Consider the following 18,204-nt stretch of genomic DNA (forward strand, 5'->3'; position numbering starts at 1 on the left):
CCGGGCTTGCGAGCCAGAACCGGAATGTAGTGCAACGGGTCGTAGATGGCCTTGTCGCGCCCAAAGGCTCGGGCGTGCTGCCCCACGATCTTGCCGTCCTGCCAGAACTCGACCCGCTCGGCATAGGCACGGATCTCGACGGGGCGGCCAACGGCCCGGCCGTCCACGGAGTAGCGGTTCTTGTCGAACCGGACGAGACATGTCTTCGAGACCGAGGCTGGCACGGCATGGAAACCGTCGAACGGACCGACGTAGGGGACAAGACTCGCGCGCTCGTCCTGGAACACCTCCCAGATCGTTCGATCTCGAAGCTCCTGGTGCGGGTTGGCCTTGGCCCAGGCAACACAGCGATCCTCGAGCCAGGCGTTGAGTTCTGCGTAGCTCTTGAACTTCGGCCGGGGCACGAAGAACCGCCGTCGGACAACGCCGACCTGGTTCTCGACCTGTCCCTTCTCCCAGCCTGATGCAGGTGTGCAAGCGACGGGTTCGACGAGGTAATGGCTGCACATCTGCTGGAACCGGCGGTTGTAGGCGCGGTCTCGGCCGACGAAGATCGTGTCGACCGCGGTCTTCGCGTCCATTGTCCTCGGACCAATGGCGGATCAATGAACGCTGTCGTAGATGCCCCGCGTGCAGGTGCCCCCGAAGAAGGCGAAGGCCTTGTCATGGGCGTCGAAGACCATCTCCTGCGTCTCGCGGGGATAGGCACGCACGAACAGCATCCGGCTGTGACACAGGCGGACATGTGCCACCTTCACCGTGGTCGTCGCGCCGTCGATCACCACGATCTCGTGGCTCCAGTCGAACTGGTAGGCCTCGCCTGGATCGAAGGTTAGCGGGACATAGGCGGCCGCAGATGCCACCGCTTCCTCCTTCGACCAGGAGGCCGCGTATCGCCGGACCGCATCATAGCCACCGTCATATCCTTGAGCCCGGAGTTCCTCGAAAATGCGGATGCGAGTCAGTCGCTCGCGCTTGGGCTTCCGCGCATTCACCGCCAGCATCTCGTCGAGCATGTCTTGCCAAGGCCCGATCTTCGGCAACGGCTGAATGGTCCGCTCATAGGTGAGCTCCGTCGCACCGGACCGGATCACTTTGCGCACAGTGTTCCGTGATACTCGCAGCTCCCGACAGATCTGCTTGATCGACTTCTTGTCCTGAAAATACGCTCGCCGGATCTTCGCTATCGTCTCCACGACCAACATCCCACACTGTGCTCCCCGATGACCTCAGGGGCATCATCCACATCAGTGTAAGGGGGTCATTTTTGGACGCCGATCACCCCTCTACGGGGTCAAAATTGCACGCCGGTTCACACGGATGCTGCCTGTCGAGGGCAGCCACGAGCTTTCCGGCGTAGAGATCATCAAATGACACGACGGCCATTTCGGCGAAGCCAAACTGGGCTTCGACGCCCTCGGCGACCGACATCACAACGGGGTCAAAGACGCATCCGCGCGTCACCGGGGTTACTTCGATCTTGATCTGCGCCTCCGGCGATCGCAGGACAAGCCGGTTCAAAGTCCCCTCTTTCTCCAGTCGGCTCGGAAAAACTCTGGTATCAGGCAGGGATTGCGCGATCGACGCACCGATCCGAGTCAGTGCATCATCGATGTTGATGAGGGCTTCATCCCGCGGCCTAAGCGGCAGATAGGTTAGGTCGATATCAACGGAGAGCCTGGGTAGGTCTCTGATAAACAGATTGATCGCCGTTCCACCTTTGAGTGCGAAGACTGGCTCTGCAGCAACGGATGGAATGGTTCGGACCAACAGGTCGACCTGCTGTCTATAGCGCTCATCAATGGACATCGAGCGCCTCCGGAACAGTGATTTGATACTTCGGATCTAGCCGCCCGCCTTTTGCGATAACCCGCTTGCCGCTTCCGAGGTTTATTTCTGACGGGTCCAGGTGTTTCAGCCATGCATGCTGGTGCTGGTCGGCGAACCACATAAAGAGCCTTTTGACTTTGACGCTTTTGCACTGCTGTAGCAGCTTCTGTAGCCGGCGCGGGCTTAGGTTTGATAGCCCCGAGAAGAGATCGCTTCCATGCTGAAATGATTGCTTGTCGGGCAGTTCATCCAAAAACTCCAGGATGGCGCGTTCCGGTGTTGAGATTACCATCAACCATTCACGTTCGCCCCAGATGTAGTGCGTCAAACCTCCGGCTACGCTCCTCGATCCGTCTGATGGAGGGTCGAGCGCATCAAGTCCAAGACTCGGAAGAGCTTGTACCGCCTCGGCAATGAAGGCCTCCTCGAACAACTTGTTTGCGCTGCGATGCTCAAATCGCACATGTGGGTCGATCTCGTTCACCCACTTTGCAAGTTGTGTCTCTGAATAGAGGAAGACGTTCTGCTCACTCCCCATGCGAACGTAGTGCCCGTACCTCTGGAGTTCGAGCGCTGAAAGGCCTCCAACCATGACCGGCTGGTGCATGAGGGACTGCAGGGATATGACTAAATGTTGCCACTTGGTTGTTGCGCCCGGCCGCGCATAGACACCGCGAGCAGGCTGCTTCAGCCATCCGTTTGCGACGTATTTGCTGCAGAGCGCGCTTGAGTAGCCATGGTCTCGCATCCATGCCGAGCTTGCCACCATGCCCTCGGGGAGCAGGTGCTGGAGCGAGTTTAGCTTTTGACCTCTTTGCACACTCATGGTTAGCTAAATTAACCTCTTATGAACCAACCGTGGTTTGATGCCAGCGTCGAAGAGTAACCCAAGGTATGCAAAAACGCAATATGGCAAACCTCTCCATATTGGTGGATGAAGACACCAATGGCCGTCAGAGCTTCCGGGACCTCAATTGCTCAATGTGTGGCGCCATCCGTTCGAGTACATTCAATGTACCCTCCTGGGAAAGCCACCAAGCGCCGCTTTCCGAGATATTTGCCTGGCGACAAAGAGTTTCGAAAGATGTGAGACCTTCCGTATCGGGTTTGTATCCAAAAAACTCCTGCGCTAGCGTCTCTAGATCAGACGCGTAACCACCATAGCAGTGGATCGTTTCGGAGCCGAGTTCATGCAGTTCGAGAACAACTTCGCGCTGCGTATCGTGATAGCGTCCAATCCCATTATTGAAGCCAATAATTTCCGGCTTGAGCCGCTCTATCGCCCGACCAAAACCGGGGTCTCTATAGATTTCGATGAGATTGATGACGACGCTTCCCGGCGGCGGCGTCAGACTGAAAATAACCCCTCGAAGCCCCTCCGGCGGCACGCCATTCTTGAAGTGCTTCGCAATTGAGAGGTCCGTCGTCCAAGCCGCGATCGTCTCGGGCAAGCTCTCATCTGCAAGAAGTTGCCAGATACGATCTTTCTCGTGGGCCTCTTGTCGATAGCAGATCTCTGAGCAAGTTCGGAACTGTTCGGGAAGAGCTGCCGAGATCTGCTTAAGCTTGTTGCCTCGTTTGAGCTTCTGTTTGTGATCCCCGCCGCGTTGCCAGTCATTGATGGCCTGCAGGAGTTCAAGCGTGAAGTCAGTCACTGGTCCGACCCGTCATGTTCGTCTTTCCGTACTTCCGAAGCTTGCGTTTCGGCGCGCAGGCGCAGCGATGCGATGACGTTATTCAACCGGCGCAGTAGGTCATCGTAGGTCAAGACATCGATCATATTCGCGTATTTGCGCTTGATGATCTCCAGGTCGAGCTGTTGGCTGGAATCCAGGGCCATCGCAGCGTCCGGCCGTCGGTCGCGACAGAGGATGAGCATCGCTTTAGGATTCGTGATGCGGATCACGAGACCCGAGGGCAGCTTCGATGCATAGCGCTGCATGAGCACCTTCTCACCAGCCCGGCCCCATTTCGAGAGGTGGAACAGGTATTTCTCGGCTTGCATGATGCTGCCCGAGAGTTCCTTGGTGGGGATGTAGTTGTCCCGATATCTTGTCCGGCCAATCAAGGCATCGTCGAAGGGCTTCTTAATCTCGATAACATCGAGATTACCCGCGGCATCGACTAGGGCGAGGTCGATGAAGCGATTCTTCGTCCTCCCCGAGGAAGAATATGCGTCGGCGATCTTCACGTTTGACAGTACGGCAACATACTTCGGAAAGATCAGCAGCAAGAAGTTAATGATCATCTTCTGCCAGTCACTTTCGGATCGAGCGGTGCCGTCCCGCAACCACTCCGTGATGGTGTCACGGATGAATACATACTTCTCGATCTCGGTCTGGAGCAACTCGGGATGACTAAGCGTTGCGGTCATCGTCGAGCGCCGCCGGTTCAAGTATTCCTCGTACTGCGCGCGCGCATCCTTCAATGGAGTGATGTAGTCGCCAATCACGCTCGCTACCCTGGCCGCAGCGTAGCGGTTGAGTTCGCCGGTGTTCGGGAATTTATTCAAGAGAGCCTGGAAGTCCGGCCACGGAATCGCTCCTGCTCGGTTACCACCGATGATGATGGGCTGATCTGCCGGAACGAGATCAGCTATCTTGCGAAAAATCGAGATATTTCGCTCAGCAACAAATACCTTCCGTTCCAATCGGAGTCCTGCCTCGTCAATTAGTACGGGGTTCTCAATTCCGAGTATCCGGCCTTCAACTTGGAAATAGCCATCTCTGCGTGTTGCGAAACGAAACCGATACTCGAAATTTTCGAAATCGCTATTTCGGTCGTCCGTGTTCGGCTGCGAGAGCAAGTCTCGAAGTGCGAATGTGAAGACCCGACTGAGCGTGACGGTACCATGGTCGCGCAGCTCTCGCCAAACCCACCCATTGTCTATTTGGTCGGCTCGGTAGGTCAATTCAACAGCCGATGCGGATATCACGAAATCAACCAATATTCTTCCTCCCCAAACAGCGCCACTAGATCAATGAAACTAAGAACAGCTATTAAATCGCAGGTTTTGCTCTGCTTGTATGTACCCGCGATTCAATACGCCAACCTCGCCAACTGCAGAATCAATACCGACGAGCAAGAAGTGAGAATGCAGCGGTAGCAGCACCGGTGGGCACAGTTTTGGAGGTCACAACAACGGCGTTGCCGGCTTCGGGCTCCGTGTAGCGGCGTCCATTGACGTTCACGATCTCCAAGGGATGCGCATCCAACGCATTGTAAAATTCAGCACCAAAGTCGTTGCGTAGCGCCTCAAGATCGGTTCCAGCGCCGCGGACAACGATATGCAGAAAACCTCCTTGTCGAAGCCGCTGGCCGGCGAGCTGGATGACTATGTCTTCCAAACATTCACGATGCAGTCGATCGTTGCTGATCTTATTTGCTTGGGCCAACTCAGTCTCGGCTCGGGCCTTATGAATGCCGCTGAACCAGAGGGTGACAGCGTCGAGAGGGCCAATATCGTCTAACCAAGCCTCGAAGACTTTGTCCTTCAGCATGAGATCCACATTAAGAAGGGTCACGTCCTTTGCCGTTGGCAAGTTGTCTCCTGTCGCTCTTAACCTGTAGGCTCCTGAGGGAAGTATCTCGAACGTCGTTCGACGTAGGTGGGCATCGTCTACATTCATCCCCAACCGTGCTGCGGCCGCAGCCAAACATTCGGGATTCTCATCTACTCCGATGATCAGGCGCCCCTTTGGCGGGATCAACTCGCGCAAGGCACAAATCCCTTCCCCTTGGCCGCAGCCGATATCTAGTACACGTCTAACCCGCCCGGCGGACACAAGCTCTGCGGCGAGATCGGCATATATGCCTTGCTGACGATAGTGCTCGGCGTTGCTCGCCCATTCCTCAGCGTACATGGCTTGCGCTACAGCAATTCGCTGATCAGGAACGGCCGCGTGGACCCGCATATGGCAATCCGCATAACGCTTGCCGTTGCCGCAGCCACATAAATCGTTTGGCGCAAGAGGAAGTCTGGGCATTGGGGTCTCTTTCTCGGGGTTCAACAGATACGAGCGGTGCGTCGAACCTAAAGGGTGCCCACTTCCGAATCCATGTAGCAAAGAGTAATCTCGACTATCGCTACCCCGAAATAGTTGCCAATGCATTCGTGGCCGCAATGGCCCCTGCTGCGCTCCCGCACGATCACCACTTCAATGAAAATCCCTGCTCGGAAACAGCTTCTTGGCCTGTTCGCGCGGATGCCGGGCGGTCGATCCTGCACCACTACGCGTGGGTTGGTGCGCTGCCTCGGCCTGACGATCACCTGCGTCTGTCGGTGGCCGCCCGAGGCTTGAGAGCATCGGCGAGATGTCCTCGATCCGCTCGGCAATCACATGAACGACCTGTCCTTCGCGTTCGATCCGACCCGTCACACGCAGTAGCCGCCCCGCGATCACCGCCTTGCGGAAGGCCTCGTAAACCCGGCTCCAGACCACCACGTTGGACACGCCGGTCTCGTCTTCGAGCGTAAGGAAGATCACGCCCGAGGCGGTGCCGGGCCGCTGCCGCGTGATGACGAGACCCGTGACGGTGATGCGACCGGTCGCCCGGTCCAGCCGTTCATGCGGCAGGCTTTCGGGCAGACGCGGCCGGAGCAGTTCCATCGGATGGGCGCGCAGAGAAAGCCGCAGCGCCAGGTAGTCCTCGATCACCTCTTGGCCCAGCGTCATCGCCGGCAGCGCAACCTCCGGTTCCGCTCCGCCCTCACCGTCAGCGCCGAAGAGGGGCAGGGGCTTTGGCCCTCGCAAAGCCCGGGCGGCCCAGAGCGCATTGCGCCGATTGAGACCGAGCGAGGCGAAGGCATCCCCTTCTGCCAACCGTTCCAGCGCATCGGGCCTGACCCCGGCCCGGCGCCAAAGGCTCTCTACATCGGGGTAGCCATTGCCGCGAGCGGCCTCGATCCAGACCGCATCCTCCTCCCGCATCCCCTTGATCTGCCGAAACCCGAGCCGGAGCGCCAGCGCTCCGTCGCCGCGCGGCTCCAGGGTGCAATCCCAGACCGAATGATTGACCGATACGGCCCGGATTTCGACGCCATGCTCACGCGCGTCGCGGACCAGCTGAGCCGGGGCGTAGAAACCCATCGGCTGGCTGTTCAGCAGGGCGCAGGTGAAGACCGCCGGATGGTGGCGCTTTAGCCACGCCGAGATATAGACCAGCCGCGCGAAACTCGCCGCATGGCTTTCCGGGAAACCATAACTGCCGAAGCCTTCGATCTGGGCGAAGCAACGCTCCGCGAACCCCGCCTCGTAGCCGCGGGCCAACATGCCCGAGATGAACCGCTCACGGAACGCGCCGATGGTGCCCATCCGCTTGAAGGTCGCAAGAGAGCGTCGCAGCCGATCCGCTTCGGCCGCCGAGAAGCCAGCTGCGACCACCGCGATCTGCATGGCCTGCTCCTGGAAGAGGGGGACGCCATAGGTGCGCCCCAGTACCTCCATCATGGCGGGGCCAAGGTCTTCGACCTTCTCCTTGCCCTGACGGCGGTTGATGAAGGGATGAACCATACCGCCCTGGATCGGACCGGGGCGGATGATTGCGACCTCGCAGACCAGATCGTAGAATTTCCGCGGCTGCATGCGCGGCAGGAAGTTGAGCTGCGCCCGGCTCTCGACCTGGAAGACCCCGGCCGCATCGGCCTTGCAGAGCATGTCATAGACCACCGGATCCTCGGGCGGAACATTGGCGAGGGTCAGTTGCAGGTGGCGGTGATCCTCCAGCAGCCCGAAGGCCTTGCGGATGCAGGTCAGCATGCCGAGCGCCAGCACATCGACCTTCAGGAGCCCGAGCGCGTCGATATCGTCCTTGTCCCATTCGATGACGGTACGATCCTCCATCGCGGCGTTCTCGATGGGGCAGAGCTCGTCGAGCCGACCATGGGTGATGACGAAGCCGCCGACATGCTGGCTCAGATGCCGGGGGAAGCCGATGATTTCGCCGATCAGCTTCGCCGCCAGCGCCACGCGCCCGTCCGCCGGATCGATCCCGGCGTCGCGCATGCGGTCCTCGCCCGGTGCGCTGGACGACCAGCCCCAGATCTGACCCGAGAGCCGGGCGATCACGTCCTGGCTCAGCCCCATCACCTTGCCGACCTCGCGGATTGCGGCGCGTGAACGGAAATGGATCACGGTCGCGGTCAGTCCGGCACGGTGCCGGCCATATTGTTCGTAGATCCATTGGATCACTTCCTCGCGCCGCTCGTGCTCGAAATCCACGTCGATATCCGGCGGCTCGCCACGTTCCTTCGAGATGAAGCGTTCGAAGATCAGGGTGATGCTCTCGGGAGGCACCTCGGTCACGCCGAGCAGGTAGCAGACGACCGAATTGGCGGCCGACCCGCGGCCCTGACAGAGAATGCCCTTCGAGCGCGCGAAAGCCACGATGTCATGGACCGTCAGGAAATACGGCGCATAGCCCATCTCGCCGATGAGCTTCAGTTCCTTGTCGACCCGCGTAATGATCCGGGCCGGCGGCCCCTCGGGATAGCGCCAATGCAGGCCCTCCCGCGACAATCGTTCGAGGCGAGCCTGCGCGGGTTCGCCGTCCCGCGCCTCGTCGGGATATTGATAGCGCAGATCGTCCAGCCGGAAGGCGCAGCGGTCGGCGATCTCCAGCGTGCGCCGGATCGCTGCCGGATAGCGATGGAACATGCGCGCCATCTCGGCCGGGGATTTGAGCCGGTGTTCGCCATTGGTCAGCCGGCGCTCCCCGATCGTGTCGATCGTGCAGCCCTCGCGCAGGCAGGTCAGGACATCGGCGAGCGGACGCCTGGACGAGCGATGCATCATCACCTCGCCGAGGGCCACGAGCGGCAGGCCGGTGTCGTGGGCGATCCGGGCCAGCTGGTCGAGGCGGGTTGGGTCTCGCCCGTCATAGCGCGGAGCCGCCCCGAGAAAGCACTGGCCGGGGAAGGTGCGCAGCATGTGCCGCAGGTCGCTGACAGATGCCCGGGCCGGGTGCTCCATCGGGTCGGGTGGCAGCGCAATCAGCACCATGCCCTGACCCCAATCCAAGAGATCCTTGCGCGTCAGACGGCAGTCGCCTTTCGTAGCTCGCCGCTTGCCGAGGGACAGGAGCCGGGTCAGCCGCGACCAGGCCGCGATATCGGTAGGCAGGGCGAGCCAGTCGACCGGGCTGTCGGTCAGCACGATCCGGGCACCGGGGATCAGCTTCGGCAACACCATGTCCGGCGGAATCCGGGGCGCATCGCCTGCCGGCATGTGCTGCATCGTCTGGCGGCTGGAATGATCTGTCACCTGCCGGGATCGGATCGCCGGACCGGCCTCGGCTCCCTCGCTCGCTGCGTGGGCCTCCTCGCGCAGTCGGGCCAGCTCCTTCAGGGCTGAGAAGGCCCGCACCACGCCCGCCACCGAGTTCCGGTCGGTGATGGCGATGGCCTTCAGACCCAGCTCGGCCGCCCGCGTGACCAGCTCCTCGGGATGCGAGGCCCCGGTCAGGAAGGTGAAATTGCTCGTCACGCAAAGCTCCGCATAGCCGGTCATGCGAACTCTCCCTGTGCGAACCAGCTCTGCGCGGGCCAGGCCGGCGCCTGTGGCGTGTGGTAGAGCCAGAGCCGCGCGCCCTCGCGGGTCTCCACCCGCCAGTAGTCGCGCAGGCCCGAGCGCCAGGCCGGATCGTCGAACCACCATTCAGGCGCGATCCGCTCCGGCCCGTCCGCACGCAGGGTGGTGCAAGACATGCGCCGCCAGGCGAACCGGGCCGGGGGATGGCCGGGCTGGCCAAGACCTTTCGTGATGACCGGCTCAGGAGGAAAGATGATGATCGGGCGATCCGGCCCGCGTTGCGGTGGCGGGGGCTCTGCTGCGCTGTAGGCGGCCGGTGCTACCAGAAAGCTCCGCTCGGGGATCTTGCTGGCGGCGGGCAGGAGCCGCAGAACCCGGTCGAAGCCCAGCCGGTTGCCGAGCCGGGAGAAGAGGTCGGCCAGCGCGTCCTCGCGGGCTATCGTTCGGGGTCCGCCGACCTGCTCGGGTGGCAGGTCTTCGGTCACATGGGCGACGAGGCGCATCGCTTCGATCCCGAACCCGGCTTCGACCTCCGATACGCCTTTCTTGAAGAGGGCCGCAATGCGCTCGGGATCGCGCATCGGCCGGGCCAGCCCGATCTCGACCTGCGCGGTTTCCCGGTCGACCCTGTGCAACTCGAGCCGGAGCCGCCGTGCGCCACGATGATGATGGGCCAGTGTGCTGCAGAGCCGATCGAGCAAGCGGGCGAGGCCCGACATGACATCGGCCTCGAGACCGATGGGTTCAGGCATCGTCATCCGCACCCCGAAATACGGCGCGTCCGCCTCTGGAGAGACCGGCTCCGGTTGAAGGCCGAGCGCCTGGTCGAGCCGCAGTACGAGGCCCGGCCCAAAGCGCCGGGCGAGAGGGGCGCGGGGCAGATCGACGAGATCGCCGATCCTGTTCAGTCCCATCCGGGCGAGCCCCTCGGCCACATCGCTCCCGATCCTGAGAGACGATACTGGCAGGGAGGCAATCCCTTCCTTCGCCGCGCCCTCTGGCAGGATGCCGCCACTATGACGGGCCAGCGCTTGGGCCGCGCCACGGGTTTCGGCGATGGCGCTCGAGAGGGTCAGGCCGACCCGTTCCAGCCGCGCATGAAGGTGGGCCCGCATTTCGGCCTCGCCACCGAAGAGATGCGGCACACCGGAGATATCGGCGATAAGCCCGTCCGGGCCGTCGCGCGCCACCATCGGGGAATAGCGCCCCGCCCACCGTCTGAGGCCTGCCAGTGCGGCTGCTTCCTGTGCAAGATCGGCGCGCCGGGTAATCAGCTCGGGGCAGATGGCGCGGGCATCGGCCGCCGCCATGCCGGGATGCAATCCGCGCGTCTCGGCGGCCGGGTTCAGACAATGCACATGATCGGCATTCCCTGACCTGTGGATCAGGGCGAACGGTCCCTCAACGGGACGTCTCCGCAGGCTCGTGTCGCTTGCCAGCCGCGGAAACCGGATGGACAGCAGCCGTCTTGCCATTCCAATACACAGTCCAGGTTCCTAATGTTCCCTTTTTGTTCTTATTAAGGGTCCATTGATGCAGAGTCGAGTCCCGTCGTTCCGACGCAATCGGTGCGCAATGCCAGCGTGTCTCCGCAGCGTTGCTGCCCTGGCCCTCTTGGATCAGCATGAGCCCGGTGGTTCGACCGGCTTCCGCGGCCAGCTGCAGGCGTCGCCCGGCGATCAGGGAGAGGGGCTTTTCCGGCTCTGCGATCACGAGGCCGACGCCTTCGGAGCGCAGCGCTTCCTCGGTGGCCCAGAGTAGGTCGGTCTCGTTCGCGGGACGGATGAGATGCAGCCGCTCCCCGACGCCTTCGGGCAGACCCCGGAGCATCGGCTGGTGCGGGGCATGCCCGGGAATGATCCAGATCAGGGCCTCGGTATGTCGGACGGCTTGCAGCGGGGCGAAGCTGCGCCGGCCTGGACCTTCGGCCTCATGGACCCGGTGCCGGGCCAGGGCAAAGAGCTCGCTCGGAGCCGGATCAAACCGCATCCTCGCGTACCCCCTCGGCAACGATCTTCAGCATCCCGTCCGGCAGGGGGCGCTGCAGCTTCAGGGCCTCCTCGGTCGGCGCGGTCAGCCAGCGCCGCCATTCCTCGGGCTGGGTTAGGATGACGGGCATGGCTTTGGGGTGGATCGGCGCCACCTCGGCATTGGGCGGGCAGGTCAGGAAACCGAAGATCTCCGCTGTCACCACGCCTTCCTTCAGCTTGCGCACCGAAGTCCATGTCGTTCGCAGCCCGGCGAAGAAGGCGAGCGGCCGATCCTCGTCCAAAGCGAACCAGACCGGCGAATTGCGCGGCGCACCCCGGCGCCCGTCGATTTCCGAAAAGCTCGTGAAGGGCACGAGGCAGCGATGTTCGACACCGAGCCAGCGCCGCCAATGGGGAGAGCCGACATTGCGGATATTGGTGACACCCTTGTCGGTGCGCTTGCCTTCGAGGACCTTCGCCGGGGTCGGCATGCCCCAACGGGCCATTGCCAGTTGCCATGTGGCGTTTTCGCCATGTCGAATGATCGGTGCCGGATAGTCGGGCCAGATGCCAGGTTGAGGCGGCAGGTTCCCGGCGCTGTCTACAAGTTCCTCATCCTCCTCGAGCATGTCATCGAACAAGTGGCGCATCGCGTCCTGGCTCTTGGTTTGGGAATAGAGATTGCACATCTGGGGTACGCTCGGGAATCGAAACAAGGTCTTGATCGAGAACAATGCCAGAACAGGCGCCGGCTGGAAAGTGCGGCCGGGCGTGACTTGCGCGGCGTTGAAAGGTGAAAAGCGCAGAGTTGGCCGCGAACACGCCGTGGATTTGCACCTTGGACACTCCCAGAACGGTCGGAGGTTCAGGTACAAAACCGATCTCGTCACAGAGCCTATCGAGGACGGCGAGCATCAAGATTTCTCGTCAGAAGGCTGATCGCAGTGTCGATATGCGTCGCGTCCGGCCGGGAGAGCATGCCGTCCGAGTTCATACCATGATGGTACATCTCAGATCATCGAAAGCGGCGAGCACCATGTTGTGGCTCTCGATCAGCTACTCTTCGGACAATAGATCGAATGCGCCGCGGTCGTTTTCTATCATCACTCTTGCTCGCGAGTTTGTCTCGTCACAACCAACCAACGCCCTCTGAAAGGCTCCCGACGTGGCCGCGATCTAAAACACCGACGGACTCAGCGGTCGATCAGGAGTTCGTCCAGAACCTTGCCCGACTCCAGTTGTTCCTTGGCCCATGCCGGCTGGCGCCCCCGTCCGCTCCAGGTCTTGGCCGGGTTTTCCGGGTGCTTATACTTGGGCGGCGCCTGCGTATGGGATCGTTTCGATGGCATCGCGCCCGTCAGCTCGGAAAGGGAGTATCCTTTCTCGCGCGCAACCGCTTCGATGGCATCGAGCGCTTCCTTGCGTTTTCGGACCTCGAACTGCGCAATCGCTTTTGCGACGTCCTTCTGGAGCGTCTTGAGTTCGTCCAGATTGAGCTTCTCAAGGTTGATTTTGGTCATACTGTTCCTCTGAACGCCGATGTCCCGGTGAGCCTTTTGGAAGGGTCCAAGGCAAGCCACAATGTTCCCAAGACTATGCTCGGGCATGTGCTGCTGCAAGTTGTGACCGACCGCTGATCGCCGTCATGTCGTCCAACCCGCGCTCCTTCGACGCCAAATTCTGAAAACGTGGTGGTGGTGAACCTGGCCCGGTTCAGCCTCGACTGGTTGAGTGAAATTCCTGGCCAGGATCTTCGACAGCTATCGACCCCCGGGCATGGGAAAGTGAAAGCGGACTTTGGATTTTGTCGGATCCGGAGAATGCGGGAAAGGGGTCTGGCGGGGTTCCGGAAGGAATCACCCGCCCGCCTGGGCGGCATTGCCGGCGACCGTTCTCCGATCCCCCCACGGCTGCCGTGCGGGCCCTCAGACTTCGGAGATCATTCATGGCCAAGTCCAAGCCGAAATTCGACGCCGCGGCGTCGATCACCGACGAACTCATCGAGATCATCGACAGAGGCGTATTGCCCTGGCGCAAACCCTGGCGGGTCGGCGGCAGTTCCGTGCCGCTCAGGCACAACGGGGAGCCCTACCAGGGCATCAACAACTTCCTGCTGACCATGCGCACCATGATGGCTGGTTACACCTCGCCCTACTGGATGACGTTGAAGCAGGCGAACGAACTGGACGCGAAGGTCATCAAGGGCTCGAAGTCGTCGGTTGTTGTCTACTACGGCACCACCGAACGGGACCGTGAAGAAGGTGCCCACGACGATGAGACGGACGCGGAAGACCCCAAGACCATCCTCTTCATGAAGTCCTATCGCGTCTTCAATGCGGAACAGATCGAGGGACTGGACGCCCGTTTCCATCCAGAACCGGCTGAGCCGCAAGCTCATCCCGAGCGTGCGCCGATCCCGCACATGCAGGCGTTCTTCGAGGCGATCGGCGCGACGGTCAGTTTTTCGGGCCGGGAAGCTTGTTACGTTCCCGCACTCGACAAGATCTACCTGCCGCCGATCGAGCTCTTCGAGAACCCACTCAATTTCTACGCCGTCTGGGGTCACGAGCTGGGTCACTGGACGAAGCCCCGGCATCGTCTGAACCGCAGCTATGGCGATGCGAAATTCGGCAACACCGCCTACGCGCGGGAGGAGGTCGTGGCTGAACTTTGCACGGTTTTCCTTGGCCAGAAGCTGGGGTTCTCCGCGCATACGCTGGAGCTGAACGCTGCTTATCTCGACAATTGGGTCCGTGTGCTTCGCTCGGACAAACGGGCGATCTTCAAGCATGCGGCGGATGCACAGCGGGCCTGCGACTACCTCGTCGCCGCGTCGGAGGCGGGGCAGGGGGAACAGGCGGCGTGAGCGAAGGTCCGTCCGGAAGAAATTCGGGCGGGTACGGCTCATCAAAAGGGAAAGCAGGCTTTGGGTCTGGTGGTTTCAACCCATCCCGAAAGGACAGACCCATGAGCACCCCAGAACCCGCAGAGTTTTCCGCGCCCGACGCGACCGCTGTCGCCGCGCAGAACGACGCCTTCCGCCGGCTTGCCTGCCTCGGCGTCGCGCCGGATCAACCGATCCAGGGGCGAATGCATGTGACACGGTCATTGATGGAGGCCGGTGACGGGTTCATGGCCGAAGCGGTGAAGGCCACCGGGGCGTTCGACACCTTCGAGCCCGAGAACGATCCCGAGGGCTGGCACGATTTCGGGGCGGTGACGATCCGCGGCGAGACCGTGTTCTGGAAAATCGATCTCTATGAGGCCGACTCCGACTTCCGCTACGGCGCCGAGGCTCCCGACAATCCCGAGACCACGATGCGCGTCCTGACCATCATGATGGCGCACGACTGGTAGGGTAGGTCCCCCTCCTTCCTTGACACCGACAGGCCCGCTGACCCTCCGAAAGGGAAAGCGGGCCTGTTGTCCTGTTGGTTCCCGGATCCGGGGGTCGGTCAGGCCGTTCGGACCCATCCGGGTGGCGCAGATACCAGAAAAGGACTTCCCATGACACATGCCCTCAAACCCATCTCCGTCGCCATCGGCGATCTCGTCGCCCATCCCGCGAATGTGCGGAACAGGTCGCCGGAGAGCTATGCCCCCGAGAACATCGCGCATCTGAAAGCCAGCATCGCCGTGCTGGGTCTTCTTCAGCCGCTGCTCGTTCAGAAGATCGATGGCAAGTTCGGGGTGCTGGCCGGCGGCCGGCGCCATGCGGCGCTCCTGGAGCTTGTCGCGGACAAGACCGCCAAGGGGTTCACCAAGAGCACGAGGATCGATTGCCGCCTGGTTCCGGACGATTGCGACGTGACCACGGCCTTGTCGCTGGCCGAAAACATCACCCAGGCGCCGATGAACGCCATCGACGAGTTCGAGGCCTTCGCGCGGATGATGGAGGTCGACGGGCAGACGCCGGAGACGATCGCCAAGACCTTCGGCACGACCGTCGCCGCCGTCAAAGGCCGTCTGCGCTACGGGCTCATCCATCCCGATATCCGAGCCGCGGCCCGCGCCAAGTCGATCACCCTGGATACGATGAAGGCCTTCGCGGATCATCCCAGCCAGGAGGTGCAACGCGAGGTCTTCGAGGCGCTCACCAAGGAGGACAGTTACCTGCAGGCCTATACGGTCCGCAACGCGCTGAAGTCCCGCGGCGTGCAGGTCAGCGACGATATCGGGGCCTTCGTGCGGAAGGACTACCAAGCGCGTGGCGGCGTCATCGCGGCCGATCTCCTCGAAGAGCATTCGGTGCTCGAAGACTCGGAGCTGGTCGAGACGATCCTGCTGGAGAAGCTGGCGGCGGCCGCCGAGGAGACCCGCGCGAAGATGGGCTTTGCCTGGGCGGATGCGGTGATCCGCTACGACTATTCAGCGATGGCCGACTACGGCCGGGTCTATCCCGGTCCTGTCGAGCCGGATGAGAAAGGCCAGAAGCGTCTGGACGAGATCACCGCCGAGCTCGAGACGCTCGAGCGCGAGATGGAGAACGAGGACCTCGAGGATGAGGCCTACAATGATCTCTACGAACGGGTGGATGTTCTGGAAGCCGAAGCACGGGATCTTCAGGAGGCCTATGGCGCGGAGGATCTTGCGCGATCCGGCGTGATTGCCTCCTGGTCGAACGGGCAGGTGACGTGCCATGTCGGCCTGGTGCGTCCCGAGGACAAGGCGGAGAGCTCCGGCAAGACTTCCGCCGCGCCGGGCGAGAGTGGCGCAGCGGCCTCGGAGGAGATCACCTATCCCGCTTCGCTGACCGAGGATCTCAAGACCGAACGGGCGATGGCGCTTGGCGCCGCGATGGCGATGCACCCGGAGGCCACGCTCGACCTCACGCTCTTCAAGCTGGTCACCGACGTGCTGGGCCACGGCGTGGGTGTGACCCATGCGATCAAGGTCGATGCCCGCCAGGAATATCGCAATCACGCGAAGATGGACGAGATCGACGGCACCTCGCTCGAACAGGTGGCCGCGGCCCATGACGCGCTCGATCTCTCCTGGGCCGATGACGCGAAATCGCCCGCTGACCAGTTCGCCCTGTTCCGGGCGCTCGACGCGGGCGAGAAGGCCAGGCTCGTGGCCTATGCCACGGCGACAACCACGCAGTCCTGCTTCGCGCGGGACCGGCAGCGCGACAGCCTGATGCATGATTTCGAGGTCGAGATCATGCCGGACATCCGGGCGCATTGGACGCCGAACGCGGCGCTGTTCAACCGCTTCAAGAAAGCGTGGCTCCTCAAAATCCTCGGCGAGGAACTGGGGCTCGCGCAGGAGGCGGTGACACTGGCTTCCTCGACCAAGAAGGAGGTCGTCGCCTTCTGCGACAAGCTCTTCGCCGAGCCCTTCGCCACGCTCACCGATGCGCAGCGCGCGGCGGTCGCGGCCTGGTGCCCGCCGATGATGCAAACCTCCGGGACCGAGACGATCGACGCCCCCGAGGCCGAGACGCCCGAAGACGAAACCGGGGTCGCCGAAGCGGCCTGATCGAGCAGCCGACCCGCACCGCAGCGCCGGTGCGGGTCGCACCTCTCTCAAACTCACAGGTAAATCCCATGGCACTTCTCAGCTTCACCGCGGCGAGCGTCGCGGCCCAGATCGCGCATGCGCGCGGCTGCTCCACCTTCCTGCCCAACTGGAACGGCCCGGTCGGCAAACCTGCCCTGATCCTGATCGTCGGCAATGGCGTCCATCTGCGCTCGAACGGGATCGATGGCACGACCACGCGGATCGTTACGACTGAGCGCGCCGACCCCTCTCATGCCTTTGCCGAGGGCATCAACCCGTTCCGTGATCCGGACTGGATGGCGGCTCGGCAGGCGGCGTTTCGCGATCTGACGGGCCAGTTCTACACCGACATTCTCGATGACGTGCAGATGCTCATCGACCGCGGCCATGACACCATCCGGCTGGCGACCGACGGTCACACGATCCGCGTCTTCCTGCGCCGCGCCGCCGACTACCTGATCGGCGGGACCTATGATGTCCCCTCCGGCCTCGGTGGAACATTCCGGGTGATCCTCAGGGATGCCACCGACACCCATGCGATCGTGCAGAACCACGGCAATTGCGAGGATTTCGACGAGATGTTGCCCTACCGGGTGCCGCTCGACGCGCTCATCGAACTCGATGACCGGAGGGCGGCATAGTGGGCTGGCTCTTCTACACCGACCGCCGCGTGAAGAGCTACGCGGACGAGAAAGCGGAAATCGCCCGGCTCTGCACCTTCGAGACGGATATCCGCAAGACAGTGTTGCTCAATGCCTGCAAGGTCGGCTCGACCTGGTATGCCGCTTTGAGGCTCACGAATGTCGACGGCTCGCCGGTCGAGGATGCGACCTACGCCACCGACGACGACGGATCGATCACCTTCGGGGCCGTCTTCCTGACGCGCTACGACGATGGCTGCTGGGGCTACAAGGACATGGAGGAGAGCGCCGGGCCGGTGGAGTCGCGGGCGCCGCTCGGCCTTCTGGCCCTGCTCTCCGAGCTGAAGGATTCCGACAGCTATGCCCATGCCTGGCGCCAGCGCTGCCGGGACTGGGCGGCAATCCCGGACTACGACGAAGGCGACAGGATCAAGCTCGCCGCGCCCGTCACGCTGACCGACGGCAGCACCTGCCAGATCGTGACCGCCACCCATTATCGGCGCGGAGGGCAAAAGCGGCGCTGCTACCGCATCGAGGAGACAGGCGGCCTCGTGCGTCTGTCGAAAGCCTCGCTTGCCGGGTCCGAGCTTCTCAGCTCCGCCAGGAGTGAGGCGAGTCCGGTTCTTGCGGAGTTCTTCTCCGGGCGGAGTGCTGACGATGCGCCCCCTTGAGATTATGCCCTCGTATCCTGCGCCCTTGCAGTATATACAGAGATTCTGTATATTCTTACTG

15 protein-coding genes and 2 pseudogenes are annotated in these 18,204 nt (G+C 62.1%); 5 read left to right on the forward strand and 12 right to left on the reverse strand.

The genetic code is table 11. The features are described from left to right. From istA to RBB42_RS25000, 12 genes and pseudogenes are all read right to left on the reverse strand, one after another. A pseudogene (gene istA, locus RBB42_RS24950) lies at nucleotides 1-1,205 on the reverse strand (IS21 family transposase); the annotation flags it as partial. 73 nt (nucleotides 1,206-1,278) lie between these two features. Continuing rightward, entirely contained in the window at nucleotides 1,279-1,809 is a 531-nt protein-coding gene (locus tag RBB42_RS24955) for a nucleotidyl transferase AbiEii/AbiGii toxin family protein (protein WP_306043853.1), read from the reverse strand. Next, nucleotides 1,799-2,314 (reverse strand): type IV toxin-antitoxin system AbiEi family antitoxin domain-containing protein, encoded by a 516-nt coding sequence (locus RBB42_RS24960; RefSeq protein ID WP_371931815.1) that lies wholly within the window; start codon nucleotides 2,312-2,314, stop codon nucleotides 1,799-1,801. Before RBB42_RS24960 ends, RBB42_RS24955 begins: the two co-directional genes overlap by 11 nt. A 63-nt stretch (nucleotides 2,315-2,377) precedes the next feature. Then, nucleotides 2,378-2,656 (reverse strand): annotated as a pseudogene (locus RBB42_RS28180) (AbiEi antitoxin N-terminal domain-containing protein); the annotation flags it as partial. A 127-nt stretch (nucleotides 2,657-2,783) separates the two neighbouring features. Next, nucleotides 2,784-3,485: a hypothetical protein gene (locus tag RBB42_RS24965; protein WP_305970506.1), complete on the reverse strand. Its 702-nt coding sequence runs from the start codon at nucleotides 3,483-3,485 to the stop codon at nucleotides 2,784-2,786. Further along, nucleotides 3,482-4,777, reverse strand: a complete 1,296-nt coding sequence (locus RBB42_RS24970; RefSeq protein ID WP_305970507.1) for a Shedu immune nuclease family protein — start codon at nucleotides 4,775-4,777, stop codon at nucleotides 3,482-3,484. The genes RBB42_RS24965 and RBB42_RS24970 overlap by 4 nt, the downstream gene beginning before the upstream one ends. A gap of 121 nt (nucleotides 4,778-4,898) precedes the next feature. Further along, nucleotides 4,899-5,816: a class I SAM-dependent methyltransferase gene (locus RBB42_RS24975; RefSeq protein WP_305970508.1), complete on the reverse strand. Its 918-nt coding sequence runs from the start codon at nucleotides 5,814-5,816 to the stop codon at nucleotides 4,899-4,901. A 171-nt stretch (nucleotides 5,817-5,987) separates the two neighbouring features. Next, nucleotides 5,988-9,338 carry an error-prone DNA polymerase gene (locus RBB42_RS24980; RefSeq protein ID WP_305970509.1) on the reverse strand — a complete coding sequence of 1,117 codons (3,351 nt, stop codon included), beginning with the start codon at nucleotides 9,336-9,338 and terminating at the stop codon, nucleotides 5,988-5,990. Beyond that, entirely contained in the window at nucleotides 9,335-10,834 is a 1,500-nt protein-coding gene (locus RBB42_RS24985) for a Y-family DNA polymerase (RefSeq protein WP_305970510.1), read from the reverse strand. Before RBB42_RS24985 ends, RBB42_RS24980 begins: the two co-directional genes overlap by 4 nt. Continuing rightward, entirely contained in the window at nucleotides 10,761-11,348 is a 588-nt protein-coding gene (locus tag RBB42_RS24990; RefSeq protein ID WP_305970511.1) for an ImuA family protein, read from the reverse strand. Before RBB42_RS24990 ends, RBB42_RS24985 begins: the two co-directional genes overlap by 74 nt. Next, on the reverse strand, nucleotides 11,338-12,018 hold the full coding sequence (locus RBB42_RS24995) for an SOS response-associated peptidase (RefSeq protein ID WP_305970512.1): 681 nt from the start codon (nucleotides 12,016-12,018) through the stop codon (nucleotides 11,338-11,340). The genes RBB42_RS24990 and RBB42_RS24995 overlap by 11 nt, the downstream gene beginning before the upstream one ends. A 504-nt stretch (nucleotides 12,019-12,522) precedes the next feature. Further along, nucleotides 12,523-12,849 carry an H-NS histone family protein gene (locus tag RBB42_RS25000; RefSeq protein WP_305970513.1) on the reverse strand — a complete coding sequence of 109 codons (327 nt, stop codon included), beginning with the start codon at nucleotides 12,847-12,849 and terminating at the stop codon, nucleotides 12,523-12,525. A 425-nt stretch (nucleotides 12,850-13,274) separates the two neighbouring features. Here RBB42_RS25000 and RBB42_RS25005 point away from each other — a divergent pair, with 425 nt between their 5' ends. From RBB42_RS25005 to RBB42_RS25025, 5 genes are all read left to right on the forward strand, one after another. Next, a complete protein-coding gene (locus tag RBB42_RS25005; protein WP_305970514.1) occupies nucleotides 13,275-14,195 on the forward strand; it encodes an ArdC family protein in 921 nt (306 codons plus the stop codon). Between the two features lie 101 nt (nucleotides 14,196-14,296). After that, on the forward strand, nucleotides 14,297-14,686 hold the full coding sequence (locus RBB42_RS25010; protein ID WP_305970515.1) for a DUF3768 domain-containing protein: 390 nt from the start codon (nucleotides 14,297-14,299) through the stop codon (nucleotides 14,684-14,686). A 150-nt stretch (nucleotides 14,687-14,836) separates the two neighbouring features. After that, the gene (locus RBB42_RS25015) at nucleotides 14,837-16,810 is read left to right on the forward strand and encodes a ParB/RepB/Spo0J family partition protein (protein WP_305970517.1); all 1,974 of its coding nucleotides are present in this window, start codon (nucleotides 14,837-14,839) and stop codon (nucleotides 16,808-16,810) included. A gap of 68 nt (nucleotides 16,811-16,878) precedes the next feature. After that, entirely contained in the window at nucleotides 16,879-17,472 is a 594-nt protein-coding gene (locus tag RBB42_RS25020; RefSeq protein WP_305970518.1) for a regulator, read from the forward strand. After that, nucleotides 17,472-18,143, forward strand: coding sequence for a DUF6927 domain-containing protein (locus tag RBB42_RS25025; protein ID WP_305970519.1), 672 nt, complete (start codon nucleotides 17,472-17,474; stop codon nucleotides 18,141-18,143). Before RBB42_RS25020 ends, RBB42_RS25025 begins: the two co-directional genes overlap by 1 nt. The last annotated feature ends 61 nt before the right edge of the window (nucleotides 18,144-18,204 follow it).

Origin of the sequence: Mameliella sp. MMSF_3455 (assembly GCF_030733205.1) — a bacterium.
In the GTDB taxonomy this organism is placed as follows: Bacteria; Pseudomonadota; Alphaproteobacteria; order Rhodobacterales; family Rhodobacteraceae; genus Antarctobacter.